Annotated in this window: 20 protein-coding genes and 1 pseudogene; 12 read left to right on the top strand and 9 right to left on the bottom strand. The window is 67.5% G+C overall.

The genetic code is table 11. The features are described 5' to 3' along the window. The first annotated feature begins 17 nt into the window (after positions 1-17). Genes sufD through RIB45_RS14330 form a run of 4 tightly spaced genes read left to right on the top strand, consistent with a single transcriptional unit; the run spans position 18 to position 3503 of the window. Positions 18-1328 (top strand): Fe-S cluster assembly protein SufD, encoded by a 1311-nt coding sequence (sufD, locus tag RIB45_RS14345; protein WP_350051061.1) that lies wholly within the window; start codon positions 18-20, stop codon positions 1326-1328. Continuing rightward, complete coding sequence (locus tag RIB45_RS14340; RefSeq protein WP_350051059.1) at positions 1325-2593, top strand: aminotransferase class V-fold PLP-dependent enzyme; 1269 nt, start codon at positions 1325-1327, stop codon at positions 2591-2593. Before sufD ends, RIB45_RS14340 begins: the two co-directional genes overlap by 4 nt. Before the next feature lie 30 nt (positions 2594-2623). Next, on the top strand, positions 2624-3106 hold the full coding sequence (locus tag RIB45_RS14335; protein ID WP_350051058.1) for a DUF59 domain-containing protein: 483 nt from the start codon (positions 2624-2626) through the stop codon (positions 3104-3106). Between the two features lie 49 nt (positions 3107-3155). Next, positions 3156-3503 (top strand): HesB/IscA family protein, encoded by a 348-nt coding sequence (locus RIB45_RS14330; protein ID WP_350051057.1) that lies wholly within the window; start codon positions 3156-3158, stop codon positions 3501-3503. A gap of 160 nt (positions 3504-3663) precedes the next feature. On the opposite strand, the gene RIB45_RS14325 is transcribed toward RIB45_RS14330, so the two are convergent. From RIB45_RS14325 to RIB45_RS14310, 4 genes are all read right to left on the bottom strand, one after another. Continuing rightward, complete coding sequence (locus RIB45_RS14325) at positions 3664-4137, bottom strand: GNAT family N-acetyltransferase (protein WP_350051055.1); 474 nt, start codon at positions 4135-4137, stop codon at positions 3664-3666. A gap of 5 nt (positions 4138-4142) precedes the next feature. Continuing rightward, positions 4143-5429, bottom strand: coding sequence for an MFS transporter (locus tag RIB45_RS14320; protein WP_350051053.1), 1287 nt, complete (start codon positions 5427-5429; stop codon positions 4143-4145). 72 nt (positions 5430-5501) lie between these two features. Beyond that, positions 5502-6347 (bottom strand): hypothetical protein, encoded by an 846-nt coding sequence (locus tag RIB45_RS14315; protein WP_350051052.1) that lies wholly within the window; start codon positions 6345-6347, stop codon positions 5502-5504. Positions 6348-6378: 31 nt separating this feature from the next. After that, the gene (locus RIB45_RS14310; RefSeq protein ID WP_350051051.1) at positions 6379-7023 is read right to left on the bottom strand and encodes an MlaC/ttg2D family ABC transporter substrate-binding protein; all 645 of its coding nucleotides are present in this window, start codon (positions 7021-7023) and stop codon (positions 6379-6381) included. A gap of 254 nt (positions 7024-7277) precedes the next feature. Between RIB45_RS14310 and RIB45_RS14305 the strand changes: the two genes are divergently transcribed. The 5 genes from RIB45_RS14305 (at position 7278) to bfr (ending at position 12436) form a co-directional block, all read left to right on the top strand. Continuing rightward, positions 7278-9872 (top strand): MMPL family transporter, encoded by a 2595-nt coding sequence (locus RIB45_RS14305; protein WP_350051050.1) that lies wholly within the window; start codon positions 7278-7280, stop codon positions 9870-9872. Between the two features lie 275 nt (positions 9873-10147). Continuing rightward, on the top strand, positions 10148-10996 hold the full coding sequence (locus RIB45_RS14300) for a sterol desaturase family protein (RefSeq protein WP_350051049.1): 849 nt from the start codon (positions 10148-10150) through the stop codon (positions 10994-10996). A 258-nt stretch (positions 10997-11254) separates the two neighbouring features. Beyond that, the gene (locus RIB45_RS14295) at positions 11255-11437 is read left to right on the top strand and encodes a 2OG-Fe(II) oxygenase family protein (protein WP_350051048.1); all 183 of its coding nucleotides are present in this window, start codon (positions 11255-11257) and stop codon (positions 11435-11437) included. Positions 11438-11566: 129 nt separating this feature from the next. Next, entirely contained in the window at positions 11567-11782 is a 216-nt protein-coding gene (locus RIB45_RS14290) for a (2Fe-2S)-binding protein (protein WP_350051047.1), read from the top strand. A gap of 168 nt (positions 11783-11950) precedes the next feature. Further along, on the top strand, positions 11951-12436 hold the full coding sequence (gene bfr / locus RIB45_RS14285; protein WP_350051045.1) for a bacterioferritin: 486 nt from the start codon (positions 11951-11953) through the stop codon (positions 12434-12436). Positions 12437-12455: 19 nt separating this feature from the next. On the opposite strand, the gene RIB45_RS14280 is transcribed toward bfr, so the two are convergent. Together RIB45_RS14280 and RIB45_RS14275 are read right to left on the bottom strand one after the other, a co-directional pair. Further along, positions 12456-12968, bottom strand: a complete 513-nt coding sequence (locus RIB45_RS14280) for a PAS domain-containing protein (protein ID WP_350051044.1) — start codon at positions 12966-12968, stop codon at positions 12456-12458. Between the two features lie 379 nt (positions 12969-13347). Next, positions 13348-13913: pseudogene (locus RIB45_RS14275) on the bottom strand (transposase); the annotation flags it as partial. Positions 13914-14300: 387 nt separating this feature from the next. On the opposite strand from RIB45_RS14275, the gene RIB45_RS14270 reads away from it, so the two are divergent. After that, complete coding sequence (locus RIB45_RS14270) at positions 14301-15098, top strand: tetratricopeptide repeat protein (protein ID WP_350051043.1); 798 nt, start codon at positions 14301-14303, stop codon at positions 15096-15098. Between the two features lie 11 nt (positions 15099-15109). Here the strand turns inward: RIB45_RS14270 and RIB45_RS14265 are convergent, their stop codons facing one another. Further along, the gene (locus RIB45_RS14265; protein ID WP_350051042.1) at positions 15110-15592 is read right to left on the bottom strand and encodes a hypothetical protein; all 483 of its coding nucleotides are present in this window, start codon (positions 15590-15592) and stop codon (positions 15110-15112) included. Positions 15593-15648: 56 nt separating this feature from the next. Between RIB45_RS14265 and RIB45_RS14260 the strand changes: the two genes are divergently transcribed. Then, positions 15649-16890, top strand: coding sequence for an SEL1-like repeat protein (locus RIB45_RS14260; protein WP_350051041.1), 1242 nt, complete (start codon positions 15649-15651; stop codon positions 16888-16890). Between the two features lies 1 nt (position 16891). Here RIB45_RS14260 and RIB45_RS14255 read toward each other — a convergent pair whose 3' ends face one another. Further along, positions 16892-17755: a hypothetical protein gene (locus RIB45_RS14255; protein WP_350051040.1), complete on the bottom strand. Its 864-nt coding sequence runs from the start codon at positions 17753-17755 to the stop codon at positions 16892-16894. Here RIB45_RS14255 and RIB45_RS14250 point away from each other — a divergent pair. Next, a complete protein-coding gene (locus tag RIB45_RS14250; RefSeq protein ID WP_350051039.1) occupies positions 17737-19062 on the top strand; it encodes a hypothetical protein in 1326 nt (441 codons plus the stop codon). The genes RIB45_RS14255 and RIB45_RS14250 overlap by 19 nt on opposite strands. Here RIB45_RS14250 and RIB45_RS14245 read toward each other — a convergent pair. Then, positions 19037-20224 carry a hypothetical protein gene (locus tag RIB45_RS14245; RefSeq protein WP_350051038.1) on the bottom strand — a complete coding sequence of 396 codons (1188 nt, stop codon included), beginning with the start codon at positions 20222-20224 and terminating at the stop codon, positions 19037-19039. The two genes, RIB45_RS14250 and RIB45_RS14245, sit on opposite strands and share 26 nt — an antisense overlap. Positions 20225-20439 lie beyond the last annotated feature (215 nt).

The following is a 20439-nucleotide window of genomic DNA, read 5'->3' as shown; positions in this document are numbered from 1 at the left end:
GAGCAAAGTTGAGCGCGATGAGCGATCAAGAGACAGTCGACCCCTTCCGCGACACGGTGCGAGCCGCCGCCGAGCGGCGCGACGCGCTGGCCAAGCTGCGCGTTCAGGCGGCGGAGGCCTACGATTCCGCCGGCCTGCCGACGCGTCATGTCGAGCGCTGGAAGTTCACCGACCTGCGCGGCTTGCGCCGGCTCGGCTTTGCTGAGGCGCACACCGTCGACGCGCCGCGCCTGCCCGACCACGTCCTGAGCGGCGAGGGCGTGCGCCTGGTGCTGGTGAACGGACGCGTCTCGCCCAGCCTGTCCCAGCTGGACGCGCTTCCGGAGGGCGTACGCGTACGCTCCATCGCCGCCGCCATCCAGGCGGAAGATGAAAGCGTCGCCGATCGGCTGACGCTGGACGCGGGGTTCACCGACGCGCCGCTCGCCGCCCTCAACACGGCCGCCCTGGAAGACGGCTGGATGATCGACGTCGCCCCCGGCGCGCGCGTCGAGGCGCCGCTTCATCTGATTTTTCTGGCCCAGAACGACGCGAGCGAGTCGGCCGCCGCCTGCCTGCCGCGCCTCGTGCTGTCGGTCGGCGAGGGGGCGTCGCTTAGCGTCCTGGAGAGCCATGTCGGCGCCGGCGTGGGCGCCACCTTCTCCAACAGCGTCAGTGAGATCGCCGTCGGCGCCGACGCGCGGCTCGGCCATTACGTCCTGCAGCACGAGCGGACGGACTCCTACCACATCGCCTCCACTGCGATCCGGCTGGACGAGCGCGCGGTCTATGACGGCTTCGTGTTGCAGCTGGGCGCGGCGCTGGCCCGGCGCGAAGTGCGCGCCCTGCTGGCGGGCGAAGCGGCGTCGCTTACGATCAACGGCGCCTATCTGGGCGACGGCGAGCGCCTTGTCGACAACACGCTCTACACCGACCACGCCGCCCCGGCGACCGTGAGCGCGGAGACCTTCAAGGGCGTGCTGGACCATCGCGCTCGCGGGGTTTTCCAGGCAAAAACCCGGGTGCAGCGCGCGGCCCAGCAGACCGATGCGCACCAATTGCACAAGGCGCTTCTGCTGGCCGACGGCGCGGAGGTCGACGCCAAACCGGAGCTGGAGATCTACGCCGACGACGTCGCCTGCGCGCACGGCGCGACCGCCGGCGATCTGGACCGCGACCAGCTGTTCTACCTGCGCGCTCGCGGCGTTCCGGAGAATCAGGCGCGCGCGATGCTGATCGAGGCCTTCATGCTGGACAGCGTCGAAGCGGTGACGGACGAGGCCGCGCGCGAGGCGCTGCGCGCCGCGCTGGCCGCGAAATTGAGCGATATGGAGGGCATCGGCGCATGACCACGACGGCCGACGCGATTATCCGGGATCCGGCGCCGAGCGACGCCTACGACGTCGAGGCGATTCGGCGCGACTTCCCGATTTTGAGCCAGCAGGTACATGGCAAGCCCTTGTGTTTCCTTGATAACGGGGCGTCGGCGCAGAAGCCGCGCGCGGTGATCGAGGCGATGCGCGAGAGCTTTGAGACCTGCTACGCCAACGTCCACCGCGGCGCATACGATTTCTCGGAGCGCACGACGGCGGCCTACGAGGGCGCGCGCGATACGGTGCGCCGCTTCCTCAACGCCCGCAGTGAGGCGGAGATCGTCTTCGCCAAGAACGCGACCGAGGCGATGAACCTCGTCGCCCACAGCCTGGGTCGCGGCCTATTGCAGGCCGGCGACAAGGTGGTGATCTCGGAGATGGAGCACCACTCCAACATCGTGCCCTGGCAGATGCTGCGCGACTCGCACGGGGTCGAGCTCGTCGTCGCGCCCGTCTCCGACGAGGGCGAATTCCTGATGGAGCCCTACCGGAAGATCCTCGCGAAGGGCGGCGTCAAGCTGGTGGCCGTGACCCACGTCTCGAACGTGATGGGCACGGTGACGCCTGCGAAGAAGATCGTGGAGGCGGCGCACGACGCCGGCGCATGGGTGCTTTTCGACGGCAGCCAGGCGGTCATGCACATGCCGGTCGACGTTCAGGACCTCGACTGCGACTTCTACGTCTTCACCGGCCACAAGCTTTACGGCCCCAACGGGATCGGCGTGCTGTACGGGCGGGAGAATCTCCTTGACCGCATGCCGCCGTTCTTGGGCGGCGGGGACATGATCTCCTCCGTCACGTTCGAAAAATCCGAATGGGCCGACCTGCCGGCGAAGTTCGAGGCCGGCACGCCGCCGATCACCGAGGCGATCGGCCTCGGCGCGGCGATCGACTACGTGCAGTCGATCGGGCTGGAGGCGATCGGCGCGCATGAGCGCGATCTGCTCTCCTACGCCATGCAGCGGCTGGCCGCGGTCGACGGCCTCAAGGTCATCGGCACGGCCCCGGAGAAGACGGCCGTCGTCTCCTTCACGATGGTCGGCGCGCATCCGCACGATATCGCGACCATCGTCGACCAGCAGGGCGTGGCCGTGCGCGCCGGGCACCATTGCGCGGAGCCGTTGATGCACCGGATGGGCGTCGCCGGCACGACGCGCGCCTCGATGGGCATGTACAACACCCGCGCGGAGATCGACCGCTTGGGCGAGGCGCTGGAGAAGGTGAACAAGATCTTCGGCTGAGGATCGGTTGGAAGAGGCGTGAGGGACGCAATGAGCGAGAACAGCGACGAGAAGACCCGCGACGTGATGGCGCCCGGGGGCGAGTCCCCCGGCGCGCCGGAGACGGGCGCCGATCTGGTGCACCCTTATCTCGGCATGATGGGGGCGGGTCCCGGCGCAGAGGAAGGCACGCAGGCGCTAGCCGGCGAGCCGTTGCCGGACGGCGCCGCCGTCGCCGAGCCGGCGGCGGTGGAGGCGGCGTTGCGCAGCGTCTACGATCCGGAAATCCCGGTGAACATCTACGATCTGGGGCTGATCTATCGTTGCGACGTCAATGACGAGGGCGACGCGGACATCGACATGACGCTGACGGCGCCGGCCTGTCCGGTCGCCGGCGAGATGCCGCAGCAGGTCGCCGACGCTGTCGCGGGCGTGGAGGGCATCGGCGTCGTGACGGTGACCCTGACCTGGAGCCCGCCGTGGCGCCCCGACATGATGAGCGAGGACGCGAAGCTCGCCCTGGATTTATTCTGAGCGCATCCTGATATAGGGTTAAGCTGGTTCTAGCGAGGATGGTGAGACGATGTTCGACCCCAACAAACCCCTGGTGAGCCTGACCGATCGCGCCGCCGACCGGGTGCGGCGGCTGGTCGAGAAGGGCGGCGACGGCGTCATCGGCCTGCGCGTGGGCGTGTCCAGCAAGGGCTGCTCGGGCATGTCCTACGTGGTCGAGTACGCGACTGAGAAGAAGCAGTTCGAGGAAGAGGTCGACATCGACGGGGCCAAGATCCTGATCGACCCGGCCGCGACCATGTTCCTGGTCGGCGCCGAGATCGACTACACCGAGGACAAGCTGAAAAGCGGCTTCACCTTCACCAATCCCAACGAGACCGCCCGCTGCGGCTGCGGGGAAAGCTTCTCGGTGGCGTGAGGGCGCTCTCTCCGCCTTTTTTGCTCGAAACAACGCCATCCCGGCCGCAGCGCAGCGGTGAACCGGACTCTCAAGGTCGACGCGGCGATCTGCGAGATCCCGGGTCGGCCTGACGGGCGCACGGGATGACGTTTTGATCCGCTAGGCCGCTCGGCGCGCCCTAAAGCCGCTTCTCGAAAAACAACGAGAACCCCTCGTCCGGATAGCCGGCGAAGGGGCCGCGCTCCTCGAAGCCCGCGGTCCGGTAGAGGGCGAGCGCCTCGGGCTGCAGCGTGCCCGTCTCGAGGAGCAGCCGCGGCAGATCGAGCGCGCGGGCGCGCGCCTCCAGCGCCTCCAACAGCTTGCGACCGAGGCCCGCGCCCCGCATGGCGGGGGCGACGTACATCCGCTTGATCTCTCCGTAGCGTGCGCCGGGCGTCTCATCGTCGTCGCGCACCGCGATCGCGCCGAAGCCGGCGACGACCCCGTCGCAGCGCGCGACCAGGAAGGTGACGCCGGGCGCGCTCAATTCGGTCGTGTCCAGAAGGTGGTTCTGCTCGGGCGGGTAGAGCGACGCGTAGTAGGCGTCGCTCTCTCGGATCAGGCAGCCGATCGCGCCTTGATCGGGGCTCTCCGCGGCGATTTCGACCGTCATCCGCCTCAATCCTCCACCAGTTGGCGGCAGCGCGTCTCGCGCATGATCAGCGTCGCGACGAAGCCCGCGGCCAGCATTGCGATCAGCGCGGAGAAGGCGAGGCGATAGCCGTCCTCGGAATAGAGCCGCGCGCCGTCGATCATCGCGCCTTCCCAGCGAAGGTCGAGCAGATAGCCGAGCAGCGGCTGGAAGATCGCGCCCGCGGCCACCACGCACATATTGACGAAACCGAGCGCCGCGCCGGCGTCGCCGGGCCGGTTGGTTTCCCGCACCAGGGCGAAATTCAAGACCATCGAGCAGCCGCCGAGCCCGACCATCAGCGTCAGCGTCGAGATCATCGTCGGCGTCAGCGTCGGCAAGTAGACTAACCCGCTGAGGCCCGAGGCCGCGATCGTGAAGCCGAGATAAAGCAGCGGCTTGCGCCGGCCGATCCGGTCGGTCAGCCAGCCGTAGACCGGCGCCATAGCGCCCCAGCCGATGAAGACCAGGGAGGCGGTCGCCGCCGCCTCCGCCTTGCTGTAGCCGTGCACCTGGGTGAGCCACGGCACCGCCCAAAGGCCGGAGAATGCGAGCATCGGCGCGCTCAGACTCAAGCCCGCGACCGCATTGGCCCAGGTGTCGCGCCGGCGCAGCACATGCCCGATCCCGGCCATGACGCCGCCGCCGACCTTGCGCTTGTCCGGCCGGTCGCGCAGCACGAGGAACAGCGCCGTCGCGAGCACGGCCGCCAGCGCGCCGACCATCATCAACGTCTCGCGCCAGCCCGCGACGTCGACCACAAGGCGCAGCGGCGCCTGTCCGGCGACGGCCCCCGCCATGCCGACCGCCTGCAGGATTCCCACCAGCAGCGAGAAGCGGGTCGCCGGGAACCAATGCGCCGCGATCGTCATCGCCCCGACATAACCGAAGGCGACCGCGCCGCCGATCAGCGCCCGGCCCAGCGAGGCGAGCGCCAGCGAGTCGCTGATCGCAAACACGACCGAGCCGATCGTGCACAAGGCCATCGCCCCCGCCATCAGCCGGCGCGGCCCGTAGCGATCGATCAGCAGTCCGACCGGCAGCTGCATGCCCGCATAGGCGTAGAAATAGAAGGCCGACAACGAGCCCAACGCCGCGCCGCCGACCGAGAAGGCGCGCATCAGCTCGTCCGTCATGACGCTGGGCGCAACGCGTTGCAGGAAGGCGTAACCGAAGAAGCAACAGCCCAACAGAAAGGCGAACCACGCCCGGGCCGACGGGCGGTAGCCGGGGTCGGCGGGCGTGCGGGTGAAGCCTGTTGAGCGCGGGGTCATGATAGCCGCAGAGTGTACGCGGTCCGGAGCGGCGTAAAAGACCCGGCTTGCGTTAATTCCTGTGACAGTGGGTCAAGAATGGCGCGGTCGTCGAACCAGCAGCAGCGCATAAGACAGGATCGCGAAAGAGACCACCTGCTCGAACAGCTCGTCGTAAAGGTGCGCGGGGATCAGCAGGACCGGCAGCCAGAAGAACCAGCCCCGCGGCGGCTTCAGCGTCTGGAGGCGCCCGCGCAGGCCCGGGATGCGGTCGTCCTCATTGAGCCAGATCAGCGCGGACAGAAGGCAGGCGATCAGCATCCGAAAGACCTCGTTCCATCCGACCGTCAGATTGTGCAGATTGATCTCGCCCTGGACGTTCTTTTCGGCGAGCGCCGGCGGCGTTTCGATGTCGAGGATGCGCTGGCCCCAACTGACCTCCTCCGCCGCGAGGAAGAACAGGCTGAGCGCGAAGGTCCACAATAGAACCCGCTCGGCCTTGTCGAGCCGGGCGCGATCGCGCCGCCAAGCCGCCAGCGCCAAGCCGCCGGAGACGACCAATAGCGCGACCGTCAGATATTCCATCGGCCCGTCTTCGGCCCAGATCCAGTCCGGCTTGCCGAGCAGCCCGTGATGGCCGATCCAGAAAGCGGGAAAGGCGATCAGCCCGAAGACGACATGCGGGCGCCAACGCCAGCGGGGCAGGGCGGCGGGATCGGGATGAAGTCGATGCAGCGCCGGCCCGGCCCAGAGCAGAAAAAGTCCGAGAATCGCGATCGAAATTTCAATTCGAAATGCGTCGTAGTACTGGTTCGTCGGCTCCAGCCAACGGGCGAAGCGATCGACGCTCGCGTCCTCGACCGGCAGGGCGAGCGCGATCAGCGCGGCCGCGAGCAGAAGGCCGCCCGCCGCGCTCACCGTTCGATAGCTCGTCCGCACGCCGTCGCTCCCTCGCTTCCGCCGCGCGCCGTCAGCTCTGCTTGGCGAGCAGCTTCTCGGTCTTCTCGCGCAGGATCGCCAGCAGACCGTCATACCCCTTTGATTTCAGCACCGAGCCGAACTCGGCCCGGCGCAGCTGCAATTGGCTGACCGCGCCGTCGACCACCAGATCGACGATCTGGAAGCGTCGCTCGGCGTTGCGCGCCAGCATGAAGTCCACGGTCGAGGCGCCGTCCGCGCCGCTGTAGGTCGTGCGCACCATGACCAAGCCGCTGGGGCCTTCCTGCACGGACTCGATCGCGAGCTTTTCCTGCTCGTATCGGGTCAGCGCGCCGGTCTGGCTCGCCAGCGTATAGCGGATGAAAGCGTCCACATAGTCGGCCCGTTGATCCTCAGTCCACTTCTCGAACCGGCTGGCGCCGACCGTCGCGGCGGCGATGCGCTCAAGGTCGAAGCTGTCGCGCAGGATGTCGCGGGCCGCCTCCACGGACTCGGCGCGCGACAGGTCCGCGGACCTGCTCGCCAAGGTCGAGAGATCGTCGGCCAGCTGCGTGACCACCGCGCGGGCCTGCTCGGCCTGCTGGGAGTCGAGCGCCTGAGCCGGCGCGGCGGCGAGCGTCAGGATCGCCAGCGCAACGGCGGCGAGCCGGCGCGGGCGCATCAGGGAAAAGGTCATCGGCGTACAGCTCCAAGTTCGCGCGCAAGAAGCGCGGGCGTCTCTATGAAACGCGCATGACGGGGACGGCGCGCACCCTCTCGCGCGCGCCGACGGCCGAACGTCCCCTCCCTTTACGGCGTCTTTTGGGTCGGCGTCCGACATTAATGCGGCGCCGCCGTGGCGCAGGGGTTTATCGCACCCGCCCAGGCGCATAAATACCCGATCGTCGCTTTTCGCGCAAAAACACGCAGGCTTCGGCTAGACTCATTACCGTGATCGATCGCTTCTCCCCTCGGCTGAAACGGTTCGCCGCCGCCTGCGCACGACGCGCGGCGGTGCGCCCCAAGGCCGTGCTGGCCGCCGCGTGGGGCCTGGCGGCGGCCTGCGTCGCCCTGGCGGCGGCGACGTTGGAGGTTGAGCCCGAGGCGACCGCCCTTATCCCCGCCGACACGCCGTTCCTTGAGACCTACGAGGCGTACAAGCGCGAGTTCACCTACGACCGCCGCACCAACATCGTGGTGATCGACGCGCCGGGCGCGGACCAGGCGGCGGCGGCGCAACTCAATCTTCAAAACGCCCTGGAGGAGCACGGCGCCCTTTTCAACGCCGTGCGCGCGCCGGATTCCAGCGAGTTCATGCGCCGCCGCGCCTTGCTCTACCTTGAGACGGAACGGTTGGAGACGTTGGCCGATCGGCTGCTTGCCGCCCAGCCGGCCATCGCGGTTCTGGCGAAGGATCCCAGTCTGCGCGGCGTCGCCGACATCTATGAGGGGGCGGTCGCCCGGGACGCCGCTGAAGCGCCGGATCTTGCCGAGTTTCTGGCCGATGCGGCCGAGCGCACGCTGGCGGATGCGCCGCCGGCGGCCTCCTGGTCCAGCCTGCTGTTGGGGGCGGAGGCGGCGCCCAGCCGCCGGCTTCTGCTGGTGCAGGGCCGGCTGGACGGGGCGGAGCAGGAGGTGGGCGGCGACACCAGCCGCGTGATCCGTTCCCAGGCGCAGGCGCTGGGCCTGACGGCCGAGAACGGCTATCGCGTCCGATTGACCGGACGCGGGCCGCTCTCGGCGGAGGAGGTGGACGGCATGATCGCCGACATTCAGCGCGCGGGGCTGATTTCGCTGGCCCTGGTTGCGGCTGTGATGTGGGTGGGGTTTCGCTCGAGCCGGATGATCGCGACCGGCGTGTTGACGCTGCTCACCGGGCTCGCCTGGACGGCGGGTTACGCGGCCTTGGCGGTGGGCTCGCTTAACCTGCTGTCGGTCGTCTTCGCGGTTCTTTTCATCGGCTTGGGGATCGATTTCGCGATCCATTTCGCGCTGCGTTATCGCGAGGAGGCGGCGTTCGCCGACGGCGCCGACCGGGCGGCCGCGCGCACCGGGGGCGCGGCGGCGGGCGCGTTGACCTTGTGTGCGATCACCTCGGCGGTGGGGTTTCTCGCCTTCCTGCCGACCGACTTTCGCGGGCTTGCGGAACTCGGTCTGATTTCCGCCGGCGGCATGGTCCTGGCGCTTGTCGCGAGTTACACCGTCATGCCCGCGCTGTTGACGCTGCTCGGCGCAGACGGGTTGGACGAAGATAAGGGACGGGTCACGCCGGGCGGGGTCAAGATCGCGCGCTGGATTGACCGCCGCGCCCGCGCCATTCGCCTCGGGGCCCTGGCGCTGGGGGTGGTCGCGGCCGGGTTGTCGACGCAAATCGCCTTCGATTTCAACACGCTGTCGCTGAAGGATCCGAACGCCGAATCCATCGCCGCCCTGCGCGATCTGCAGGAGGACGGGACCCTGACGGCCTATTCGCTGTCAATCACGGCCGAGACGCCGGAGGCCGCCAATGCGATCGCCAAGCGTCTGTCGGTGCTGCCGGAGGTGGCGACCGCGAAAGGACCGGCGAGCTTAGTTCCCGACGGCCAGGACGTGAAGCTCGCGATCGTCAGGGATCTCGCGGCGAGCCTTTGGCCGGCGCTCAATCCGGCGGAAACCCGGCCGGCGCTCGATGCGGCCGGGCGTCTGGCGGCTGTTCAGCGCCTGCGCGCGACAGCCGCCGCGGCGCAAGGCCCCCAGGTCGAACGTCTCGCCGAGGCGCTGTCCGCCATCGAGAAGGAAGGAGAGGCGGCGATCGCCGGCTACGCCGAGCGCTTGACCGACCGCCTGCCGGCGGTTCTACAGCGACTCAAGGATGCGTTGCAGGCCGAGCGGACGACGCTGGCGGACGTGCCCGACGCGTTGAAGGCGCGTTACGTCTCCGATCAGGGGCGCGGGCGGGCCGTGGCGACGCCGACGGAGGATGTGCGGGATTTTCGCGCGCTCCGCCGGTTTGTGGAGGCGGTGACGGCGCTCTATCCGGACGCAACCGGTCGGCCCGCGCTGGAGGCCGGCGTCGGTCGGATCGTGACGGACGCCTTCTTGCAGGCGGTCGCCACCGCGGCCGCTGCCGTCTTCCTGCTGGTCTGGGCGCTTTTGGGGTCGGCGCGCGCGGCCGGGGCGGTGATCTTGCCGCTGGCGCTGGCGGCGAGCGTGTTGGGCGGCTATTCGGTGCTGTTCGATCGACCCTTCAACAGCACGAACGTCATCGTCATCCCGCTGATTCTGGGGCTTGGCGTCGACAACGGGCTGCATTTCGTGATGCGCTGGCGGGAGGAGACCTCGCTTGCGCTGCTTATGCGCTCCTCGACGCCGCGGGCGGCGTTGCTGAGCGGCGCGACGACCATTGCGTCCTTCGCCACCTTGATGCTGTCCGATAATCGCGGCGTCGCCGGCATGGGTGAATTCCTGACGATCGGGGTCGCGGCGGTGCTGCTGGCCAGCTGCCTGGTGCTGCCGGCCTTGCTGTTGCGCGAAAACAGCGCCGAGCGCCTAAGCGTCTCACCGTAACCGATTAGACTTGAAAACGTCGCGCCGCCGCAACAGATAACCGCAGCGAGCGTGCACGCCCGACGGAGGCGCACGCCGAAGCGGGGCGGGATGGAGCCGGACGACGCAGACGGCCGCGACGCGCGGCGCCGTCGTCCTCATCACGAATACGCGTGCGAACGAGACTCACCCCCGGCGGTTTAAGAAGAACAATGCGATCAGCAGCGACCTTGCTTCGCCAATATCTGTTATGGCCCGGTCTTCTGGCGGCGTGTTTGGGCGCCGTCGCGTGGGGCATGGCGAATGATTACGCCTTCCTGGCCTTCAACGTCGCCTATCTCACCTTGGCGGCGGTTCTGTTTTGCGCCGAGCGGCTGTGGCCCTATGAGCGCGATTGGCTGAAGAACGACGGGCAGATCGGCGCCGATCTGGCGCACACGGTCCTGAACAAGAGCGCGGTGCAGGTCATGGTGGCCGTCGGGGCCGCGTTCGGACTGGCCGAGGTCGCGCTGCGCGACGGGGGCCTGCACGATGTCTGGCCGAGCGATTGGGCCATGCCGCTGCAGGTCGCGCTGGCGATGGTGCTGGTCGAGGCCGGACTCTACACCGCCCACCGCCTGGCGCATGAATGGCCGTTCCTGTGGCGCTTCCACGCCGTGCATCACAGTTCGACCCGACTGACCTTCGTCAATACCGGCCGCTTCCATGTGGTGGACACCACCGCCAGCATCCTGATGAGCCAGCCGATCCTGTTCCTGGCGGGCGCGCCGATCGAGATCTTCAAATGGGTCAGCGCGACCACCGCCTTCATCGGCATGTTAACCCACTGCAACGTCGACATGCGCTTCGGGTGGCTTAACTACGTCTTTAACACGCCGGTGCTGCATCGCTTCCACCATTCGCGCGATCTGGCGGAGGGGAACAAGAACTACGGCGAAAACCTGATGCTGTTCGACCTTCTGTGCGGCACGCACTATTACCGGCCCTACCGACCGTCGAGCCGCATCGGCATCGATCAGCCGATGCCGGCGACGTTCCTCGGCCAGTTGAAGCACCCGTTCCTGGGACTGAAGCTTTTCGGGCGGGAGATCGGCGCGACGCGTCGACGGGGGCGAAGCGCTCCCGCCGACGCCGCCGGCCTCTAGGCGCCGTCGCGCGCCGCTCAGCTGAGGGCGGGCGCCGCGATCTCGATCCGCGCGGCCGCGCCGTGCAGCAGCGGCGGGTTCGTCTCCACCGTCGTTGGCGGAGCCAGAGACGGCCGGGCCGGCTTCACCTCATCCACCTGGCGGCGAACGCCCTCGACGGTCTCCGCATCCGCGCCCGCCGCTTCAAGGCGGTCCGCCGGGTCGACGATCCTTTACCCCGCCACCGCCCTACATCGGGTCGCGCCGGTCGAGTGCGGCGTGCGCTACGCAGTCGTCCGCTGGGGACGCTCGGTCGCTCGTGCGCAGGCGGACCGGCGGAAGACCCTGTTGGATCTGGATCAGGCGGCGGTCGCGTTGCGCGACGGGGGCGATCGCGACCGCGCGCTGGACCTGCTGTTGAAGACGCAAAGCACCCTGATGCGCGCTTGGGTCGACGAGTGACAGGCGCGGCGCCTTTCGGTCGATTCCCCTTGCAATTCTGCGAATGCAAATGATATCCATTCTCATATCGAAAGGCGGCGCACCGGCGAATAGTCCAGGCTCGGCGGCGTCGAACAAGGATGAGCATCGATGTATATCTGTCTGTGCAACGCGCTATGCGACAAGTCGGTCGGTCAGGCCATTGAGGGCGGTGCGTCCGAACCTGAGGCGGTCTACGCCGCGCTCGGCTGCGCGCCGGTCTGCGGGCGCTGCAAGCCGACGATCGGCTCGATGATCAAAGAGCGCGGCGACGGCGAAGGCGTCGGCCTCGCCTCCTGCGGCGCGGCCGCCGCCCCGGCGGAGTAGAGCGGGCCTGAATGCTCGCCGCCCGCACCATGTCTCTATGGATAAGGCTGGCGCGCGAAGTCGCGAACCGGTACGGTGACGACGTTCACCGGACGGCGCGCGACTTCGACGACGCGTCGTCTCGACCCGTGTCAGACGACCGACGCCAGTCGGATGAAGGAGAGCCGCGTGAAGGGCGACAAGACCGTCATCCAGCATCTCAATAAGGTGCTCTACAACGAACTCACCGCGATCAACCAGTATTTCCTGCACGCCCGGATGCTCAAGGACTGGGGCTTCCTCGAACTGGGCGCGAAGGAGTACGAGGAATCGATCGACGAGATGAAGCACGCCGATTGGCTGATCGAGCGAATTTTGTTCCTCGAAGGCCTGCCGAACCTGCAAGACCTCGGCAAACTGATGATCGGCGAGAGCGTTCGCGAAGTTCTCGAATGCGACCTGAAGCTTGAGCACATCGCCCATCCCGACCTCACCGCCGCCATCCAATATTGCGAGCAGACCGGCGATTACGTCAGCCGCGCGCTGTTCCTCGACATTTTGAAGTCAGAGGAGGAGCATATCGACTGGCTGGAGACCCAAATCGGGTTGATGGACAAGATGGGCGAGCAGAACTATCTGCAATCGGCCAATCACGGGTTGGCGAGCGACGATTAAGCGTTCCGCCGTCCGCCGCTCAGCGCACCTTCATCGGCCGGATCTTCTCCGGCGCGATGAAGGGGTCGGCTGCGCCGTAGTCCTCCACCGCAATGCACTGATGGATCGCCGATCCGTCGTGACTGAGCGGGAAAATTCCGAACTCTTCGACCACCGCGCGCTCGGGGTCCCCGTCAAGCGGGATCTCGACCCGCCCGAAGACCGGCGCGCCGGTCGCCGCGATCTCCTCGTAGGCGCGCCGCCAGACGGTGGGATCTGCGGCTTGGAACTCGCACTCCTCCAGCGTCTTTCCGGTGAAGTCCAGGCGTGAGATGTCCACCACCTTGGTGCCGATCAATCGGTAGCGTACGCAGAGCGGCGCAGCCTGGAAATCGACGATGACGATGTGCGGCAACAGAGCGCGCAGATCGTTGGGATCGATCTCGCGGCGCAGCGGAGCGGCGATGTCGGGCGCCGCGCGCTCGCGCCAATAGGCTTCGAAGCCGCGGATTTTCTCCGACCTGATATCGTCAGACGTCCGCCATATCGGCATCGTCAGAATCCGCGCCCTCGACCAAGACCAACGAGGCGCGCGCGTCTAAACGGCGCGCTCGTCCGCGCCTCCGACGTCGCCCCCCTCCACGACTAAAAGCCTAGACTGATTATGGGGTCCTGGTAAACGCTTTGCAGACCTTTCGGCCGCTTTTCGTCTCAAAGGCGAAGGTCGCTCAAGGGGGCGCCTCCCTTGGCGTGTAAGGCCTCAGTCGGCTCGGCGCGCTGCGCATCTCGGGCGTCACATCGCGCATGGCGTTAATGCTTGGTCCCGCCGAGCGATGCGGCGTCGGCGCGCACACCGCCGTCGTCGTAGGCTCTCGGCTATGCGCTTTATGATTGTATTGACCGCGATCCTGCTGCTGTTCTTGTCGGGGCTCTCTGCGCCGCCCGCCGCGGCGACGCACCTGCAGCTTCTCCTCGCGATAGAGCCGCCGGAGCTTCTTCTGGTTCATGGAGATCCTCTCCCGATCGAGCAGCAGATGAAGACGCCGGTAGCCGAAGCGCCGCCGTTCCCGCGAGAGCGCCCGCAGGCGCTCCCTGACGGGCTCGTCATCCGGTCTCTGCGATCGGTAGCGGACCGAGGATCGATCCGCGTCGAGAACCTGACACGCCCGCCGCTCGCTCACCCCATGCGTTGAACGAAGGTGCGCCACGGCCTGCCGCCGAGCTGCGGGCGTCACCACTTTTTTGCAGCGACGTCTTTCAACATGGCGTTGTCGAGCATGGTCTCGGCCAGAAGCTTCTTCAGCCGGGCGTTCTCGTCTTCAAGCGCCTTCAGGCGCTTCGCCTCCGAGACCTCCAGGCCGCCATACTTGGCCTTCCACTTGTAGAAGGTGGCGTCGCTGATCCCGTGCCGACGGCACACATCCGCCGTCCTCGAGCCAGCCTCCTGCTCCTTCAAAATCCCGATGATCTGCTCTTCGGTGAACCGACTGCGCTTCATGAAACCCGTCTCCTCTCAGGTGACGGACGCTACCTCAAAATGGAGGAGAAAACGGGTCGCAGGTCAAGCAATCAGTCTTTGATCTTCTCCTCCGGCTCGTGGGTGAAAAAGTCGCGTCGCTTGTTCGGTTTCGAAAAGCCGCGGAGGGCTTCCGTCGCAAGCTCATAGAGAATCTCCGGATCCCGCTCATTGACGCCGCGCCGATCTCGCGGGCGGCGGCCTCCGGATCGATCGCGACCGCGCCGTCGAGGATGTCCTGGAAGCCGGAGATGTCGCTCGTGCGCGTCATGGCCTCGGCGGTGCGTTCAAGGTCGGCGACGCCTCGTCGCGAGCGGCTGAGTGCGTGGCCCCGATTGCTTCAGCTCAGCCGCCCGCTATAATTGCAAAATGTCGAAATCTTGTCTGATCAGCGCTGCCCTGGTCGCGGCGTTTCTCGTCCTCAGCGCGCCGAGCGCTGCGCAAGACCTTAGTGTGCCGGCCCTTGAAGCCGCCTTAGACGAAGCCTACGCGGCCGAGGATTGGGCGCAGGCGCGTGATCTTGCCCGCCGACTGGCTGACATGACGAATAATCCTTATTACGATGGTCTGTACGGCTTTTATCTGGTCTTCGGCTATGGCGGGCAGGCCGAGCCGGCGCATGGCGCCGCGCTCATCAAAGAGGCGGCGCGCGCGGGAGACCTCAGCGCGCAGACGTGGCTCGGCGAGCTTTACGTGCAAGGCCGGGGAGTTGATAAGGACATCGACAGGGGCGTCTGCGTCCTCCGCCACGCCGGGCTTCGCGGAAGCTTGGAGGCGATGCGGCAGTTTGTAGCGACCTATCGAAAGGCGACCACCGATTTCAGCGAAAGTCGGGACCTCTTCGGCAAAACGCTTAGGGCCGCCGGAGATCCGATGGCCCTGTTCGCCGACGCGTTGTATTTGCTTGGGAATGAGGTGGAAGCCGACGATCTGCAGGGTCTTACCCTGATGGTGCTTGCCGACCGAAGGATCTCCGAGCGTTTTGGACCGTGGGCGGTCTCTCTCATTCGCAATCAAGCTGACGCGACGATCACGGATTTCCATAAGCAGGAGAGAGCCGCTCTTGTGGACCAAGCAAGAAAGCAGGCCGACGCGCGCGTCTTCAAAAGCCCGAGCCAGAAACCGGATGATGAGAAGCGCTTTGCGGCCTGCTTTACCAAGCCGTGACAGAATTCTCTTCAGTCGACTCGCGGTGGGGGCTTCGATCGCCCCGAAGCATCCGGCGGCAATTTGCCGTGAGCTTCCATGATGAGATCGAAGATAATCTCCGGATCGCGCTCATTCACGCCGCGCCGGTTTCGCGCCTGCGCGGCCTGGTGGCGCAACTCCACGCTCATCATGTAGGCGTCGAGCAGCGGTTTGGGCGGTTCGAAGGCCGGGTCGCGCCGGTAGACGCGGCCGTCCGGCCCTAAGAAATACTGCTGCATGCCGAAGGAGTCTTCGTCGAAGAGGCGACCCGTCTCTTGCGTGCGCGCAAGCCACATCCGCGCCTCTTCGGGAGGGGCCGGTTCGGCGGCGTAGAACTGCTCCCGCGTGACCAGTTGGCGGTGCAGCCGCTTTTCGGCCTCGGTCCCGGGCAGGCTCTCCCAGACGGCGTCCGCATGTTCGATCATCTCCGTTTCGCTCAGATCGCCGCGTTTGAGCGCCGCAGGCGACTGCATCGCGGGCGGCGGAACCGCATTGCACGGGCGCGCGCCCTGTCGCTATCCTGTGCGCCATGCGCGCCGTGATTGCATTTTTTCTTCTCTTCGGTCTCGTCGTCGCCGGCGCGCCGCGCGCGGCTCATGCGGCCGAGCCCCTGCGCTACGGTCCGCTGCCGATCGAGCGGCAGATCGAGGTCTTGGCCGACGCCGGCGCGGTCGACGATCTGACGGCGCGCGCCTTGCGCCGGCGCGGCCTCTGGGCGGCGCGGGTGGGCGATCGCGTTACGATGGAGGCGACGCTTTTTCCCCTCGCCGAGGCGGGCGATCAGGAGGCGATCTTCGCGCTCGCCGATGCGGCGACGCGCAGGGACGCATTGCGGCCCGCCGTGTCGAGGATCGAACGATGGCTGGAGCCCTTTATCGAAGCGGGGGATTTCGAAGCCGTCAGGCTCTCCACGATGATCGGCCTCCGCCATATCGACGGCCGGGAGCAGGCGATCTACGACGCCATGGCCCGGCTGCAGCCGGGGGTGGACGCCGGCCACGCGCCCAGCATGCGCTCGCTCGGCGTGCTGCATCTGCATCCGCGGCCTGAGTATCGGCGCTCCTTCGCGCTCGGCGAAGAGCTGCTGGAGCGCGCCATCGCGCTCGGCGACGCGGAGGCGGCGGGGGAGTTGGGGGAGGCCTATCGCTTAGGCCGTCTTGGCGTGCGGCTATTCCAGGGGTCGAACGCTGAGAAACACTACCGCAAATCAATGGCGCTCGGCGGCAGCCGTAAGGCGCTTAGAGGACTGGCCGCCTTGACGCCCGACGACCATCCGTATGAACGCTTCGCCTACGCCAAGCGGGTCTTCGAGGAGTACGGGTCGCTTGAGGCGTCGTATCGCTGGGCCGATACCGCCGAGACGTCCTGGGACTTTCTTCAGATGGTGCATCGCGGCGCCTGGGACGGCTTTCAGACGGCCGCTTGGTTTTTGGCTGACTATTACACCAATCGTTTCAAGCGTTGGCGCCCGCCAGGCTCTGAGAAGTCGGGTCGGATCTTGACCTTCTGCAATTTCGTGCGGGGGGCCGGGTGGACCAAGATCGCGACGGGCGGCCTGCGGGTTCGCGGCGGCCACCCGTATTATGTCCCGAAAGACATCGACGAGGTGCTGGCGCTCGCGAAGCGGTTCGGCGGCTTCGAGCCGGCGCGCGTCGAAGCGGCGGCGGACGCGCTCTACGCCTGGTTCCAGGCCGGCGACCCGGCCGCGACCGACGGGCTGGAATGCCCGCCGATCGCGCCGGTGGCGCCGTTTGTCTGGAGCCCGCCTTAACTCACTTGGGCTTCGGCGATTCCACGGGAGGTTGGCTGCTCGGCGCCCAACTGCCGTCATGGCCGCCGCCGATCATCACGCCGTAGAGCGTGCCCAGCGTCGCTTGCATGCGCTCGCCCGCGAGGCGCGTCGGATCCGGTTTGACGTCGCTGCGCCAGAACGTGCCTTTTCGGTAGAGCGTCCCATCCGGCGTGAGCAGCAAGCCCTGCGCCGACAAGACGTCGAGCGTGCCCGCATCCGCCAGCGCCTCTAGTATCGCACCGGGATCCTCGACTTTCTTAAGACCGCTTAACGACTGACCCGGTGACACGTGTTGGGACCGCAGGAAGCGGGCCACCGCGGCCGGGTCCGACGTGTCCGGCAAAAGCTTCTTCAGCCCGGGGGGCAAGGGCGTTTCGGTCTGGGGCGTCCCGATTTGGGGCGTATCAGGCTGGGGCGTGGCCGACGGCGCCGATCCGTCGCCGGCGTCGCCGCGCGGATTGTTGAAGGACGGATCGTATCGGCTGACGACGGCGGCGGCGATGACGACGCGTTCCTCCATCGCGGCGTCCGGGTCGTCGAAGCGCTTCGAGACGCGCTCCAGCCATTGGTCCGTGTCTTCGCCGTCCTGCGGCGCGAAGGGGCTGTTCTCAAGATCGCGACCGAAGGCGTCGAAATAGGCGGCGCGGACGTCTTCACGCTCCGCCTTCGAGAGGGTGTCGTCGCGCAGATAGCCGGACAAGCGCGCCTCGCGCGAGGCCGGCGGCTCGCCCTCCCGGCCGTCGAGGTCCGTGATCTCCGGTTTGAAGGCGCCCTCGCGGAGCGTCTTGCTTGCGCGCCGAACAGGCGCCCAGTAGGCTTTCCGCCATGCCCGCCGTGCTTGCATTTTTTCTTCTTTTCGGCCTCGCCGTGGCCGGCGATCCGCGCGGGGCCCACGCGGCCGATGGCCTGCGCACCGGCTCGCTGCCGATCGAGCGGCAAATCGAGGTCTTGGCGCCGCTCGGGGCGCGGGACGCGCTGACGGCGCGGGCGCTCAGAGCCTATGGCTTTCAGGCGGCGAGGCGCGCCCGGGTCTACGAGGCGGCGCCGATTCTCCGCGCCTTGGTGGAGGCGGGCGACGTCGAGGCGCTATACGCCTATCTCGGTCTGCGAGGGAGCTACGCCTTACCTTATGATCATGCGGCGGAGGCGGACGCGCTGCTCCGCGCCGCCGCGGCGGCGGGCGACGCGCGCGCCGAAGCGTTGATCATCTGGCGCGCGCTCACCTCCGAGAAAGCGCTCGCGGCCTTCGACTACGATTTTTTTGAAGAGGCGCCGGAGCTCGCTCGACAGACCCTGGACGCCTTGCGCCGCCGGGCCGAGGCGGGCGAGCCTTACGCGCAGGCCTATTGGGGCGCGCTGCAGTTCTTCGAGCCGCCGGTCGCCTCGCGCTCGCACGAGACGGGTTTCGCCATGCTGCGCGCCGCCGCGGCCGAGGACGTGGCTTTCGCGCATGAGATGCTGGGGCGCCGGTTGCTCCTCGAGGCCGGCTATTTCTACGACCGCCGAGAGGAGGGGCGCGAGCATCTGCGCCGGGCGATCGAATTGGAGGGACGCGGCCGTGTCTACCGCCATTTGGTGGGATCGCTGATTCTCGCAGCAGACGGCGACCGCGACGACCCACGGTATCGCGAAGCCTTCCGGCTCGCGCGGGAGTCTCTCCTCGAATACAGCACGCCCTGGGTCGCCGGCTATCACATGAGCCTGTTCGAGGAGCCCGAGCGGCTTGACTTGCTGCAGCTGTTGGCGGTCGAGGCGGCCGATCGGGGGAACGGCTTCGCGCGAAATTATTTATCCAATTTTTACTGGGAAGCGGCTTACGAGTTTAAGGACGCGTCTCATGACGCATTTGGAAAGGACCCCGCGCATCACGTTGCTTGGACCCTCCTGATGTTCGACGACCTGCCGATCCCGCGCGCGCAGTGGCGGCCGGCGACGTCGGCGTTGAGCGGCGAAGATCGGCGGCGCAAGACGGATCGCGAGGTGATCGAAGGCCGCCGCGCCGCGCTGTCGCGCGGGTTGGAGAGCGCGGCCGTCGAGGCGGCGCTTCGGGAGGGAAAAGCGCTCGCCGACGCCTTTCGCGCCGGCGAGCGCAGGCCGCTTCTCGAACCGCTCGGTCACCCGGCCTTCAGCGGGGAGGCCACTCCCAACTGACGCCGTAGTCGAAGCGCATATCGTCCACAAGCACCTCATGAAGCGGGCGATTGAAGCGGATCGCATGGCGGCGCCCCAGTTCGAGAACGCGGGCGTGAACCGCCTGTCGATCGTGATAGCCTTCGACTTTGCGGTGATAGTAACCGTCCGGCGCCAGAAACACCGCAGCGCTCTCCAAGCTCGACAAGCCGCCGTCCTTCATGAGCGCGTCGACTTCTTCAGCGCTCAGTCGCGTTTCTGGCGTGATCTTGGCCGCTGGATCTACACCCTGGCCGCGCAACAGGCGGGCGACCGCTTCCTCTTCCGTGGGCACGACAAAAGTTTGAGGCATGTCCGATGCATTTGAACCTGTCTGAGGACCAGCGTGAGCTGGACTGCTTTCCTCCGGCTGATTGGGGGCCGGATCGCCCCAGCCTTTCTCCCACCGGATGAGATCGATACTCGACCCCAAGGCGGCTGCCGACTGAGGCTCTGAAATCTCATCGCCAAACAGCCAGTCATGCGCGCCTTCGAAGTATTCGCGCGGCTCTTCACCGGGCTCGATCGGCCGCCTGATGGGCGCGGGCGGCTCGGCTTCCGTCGCCGGGGCGCCGGATCGCCGCCCACCCAAAGCATGACGAAGGCGGTCCTCCTCCTGGCTAAGCGCGACCGGATCGGCGACCCGACCGTCCCTCTCCTTGCCTTGAAACGAGGCGGCGGCGGGCGTTTGGCGAGTTTTGGCGGCGGCGACCTTCGCGAAGAACGCGTCCTCGGCGGCCTCGCTCCCTCGGCTCAGGGCCTCGCCGGCGGGACCGGGGAGGAGATCGCCCTGCTCGGCGAGGCGCTTCTGGAACAGCGCGTCCTCGCCCGCCGCGATCCCCAAGGTCGAGGTCTCGCCGGCAGGGCCGGGGAGGAGGTCGCCTCGCTCGGCGACGACACGCTCGACTAAGTCATCCTCGCCGGCGCCGCCCGTCAGCGTCGCGGTCTCGCCGGCGGGCGGCGGGGCCGTGCCGACGCGCTTCATCATGGCCTGATGCAGTTGCGCGTCGAGCTGGCCTTCCAGGCCCGAGCCGGCGATCAGCTCGCGGATCGCGCCGATCTCGCGGGCGGCGGCGTCGGGATCGATGGCGACCGCGCCGTCGAGGATGTCCTGGAAGCCCGAGATGTCGGTCGTGCGCTTCATCGCCTGTGCGGTGCGCTCTAGCTCGGCCCAGTCCTCGTCGCTGAGCGTCTTTTGAGGGCTTGCGGGCTTGGCCGCGCTCGGGGCCTTTGCGGCGGCGGCGGAGGCGCTTGCGTGGGGCGCAGCGCCGGGACGGGGGCCGGTGGGGGCGGACGCGCGGCCGGCCGCGGCGGCGTCGTTGGCGCGGCGCTCGGCGGCGGCCTCGTCGCGGATCTTGC

The sequence above is a fragment of the Marivibrio sp. genome (genome assembly GCF_040218065.1).
In the GTDB taxonomy this organism is placed as follows: Bacteria; Pseudomonadota; Alphaproteobacteria; order UBA8366; family Aestuariispiraceae; genus Marivibrio.
Note: the sequence above shows the minus strand (reverse complement) of the source record. Positions and strands in the feature narration are given on the sequence as shown.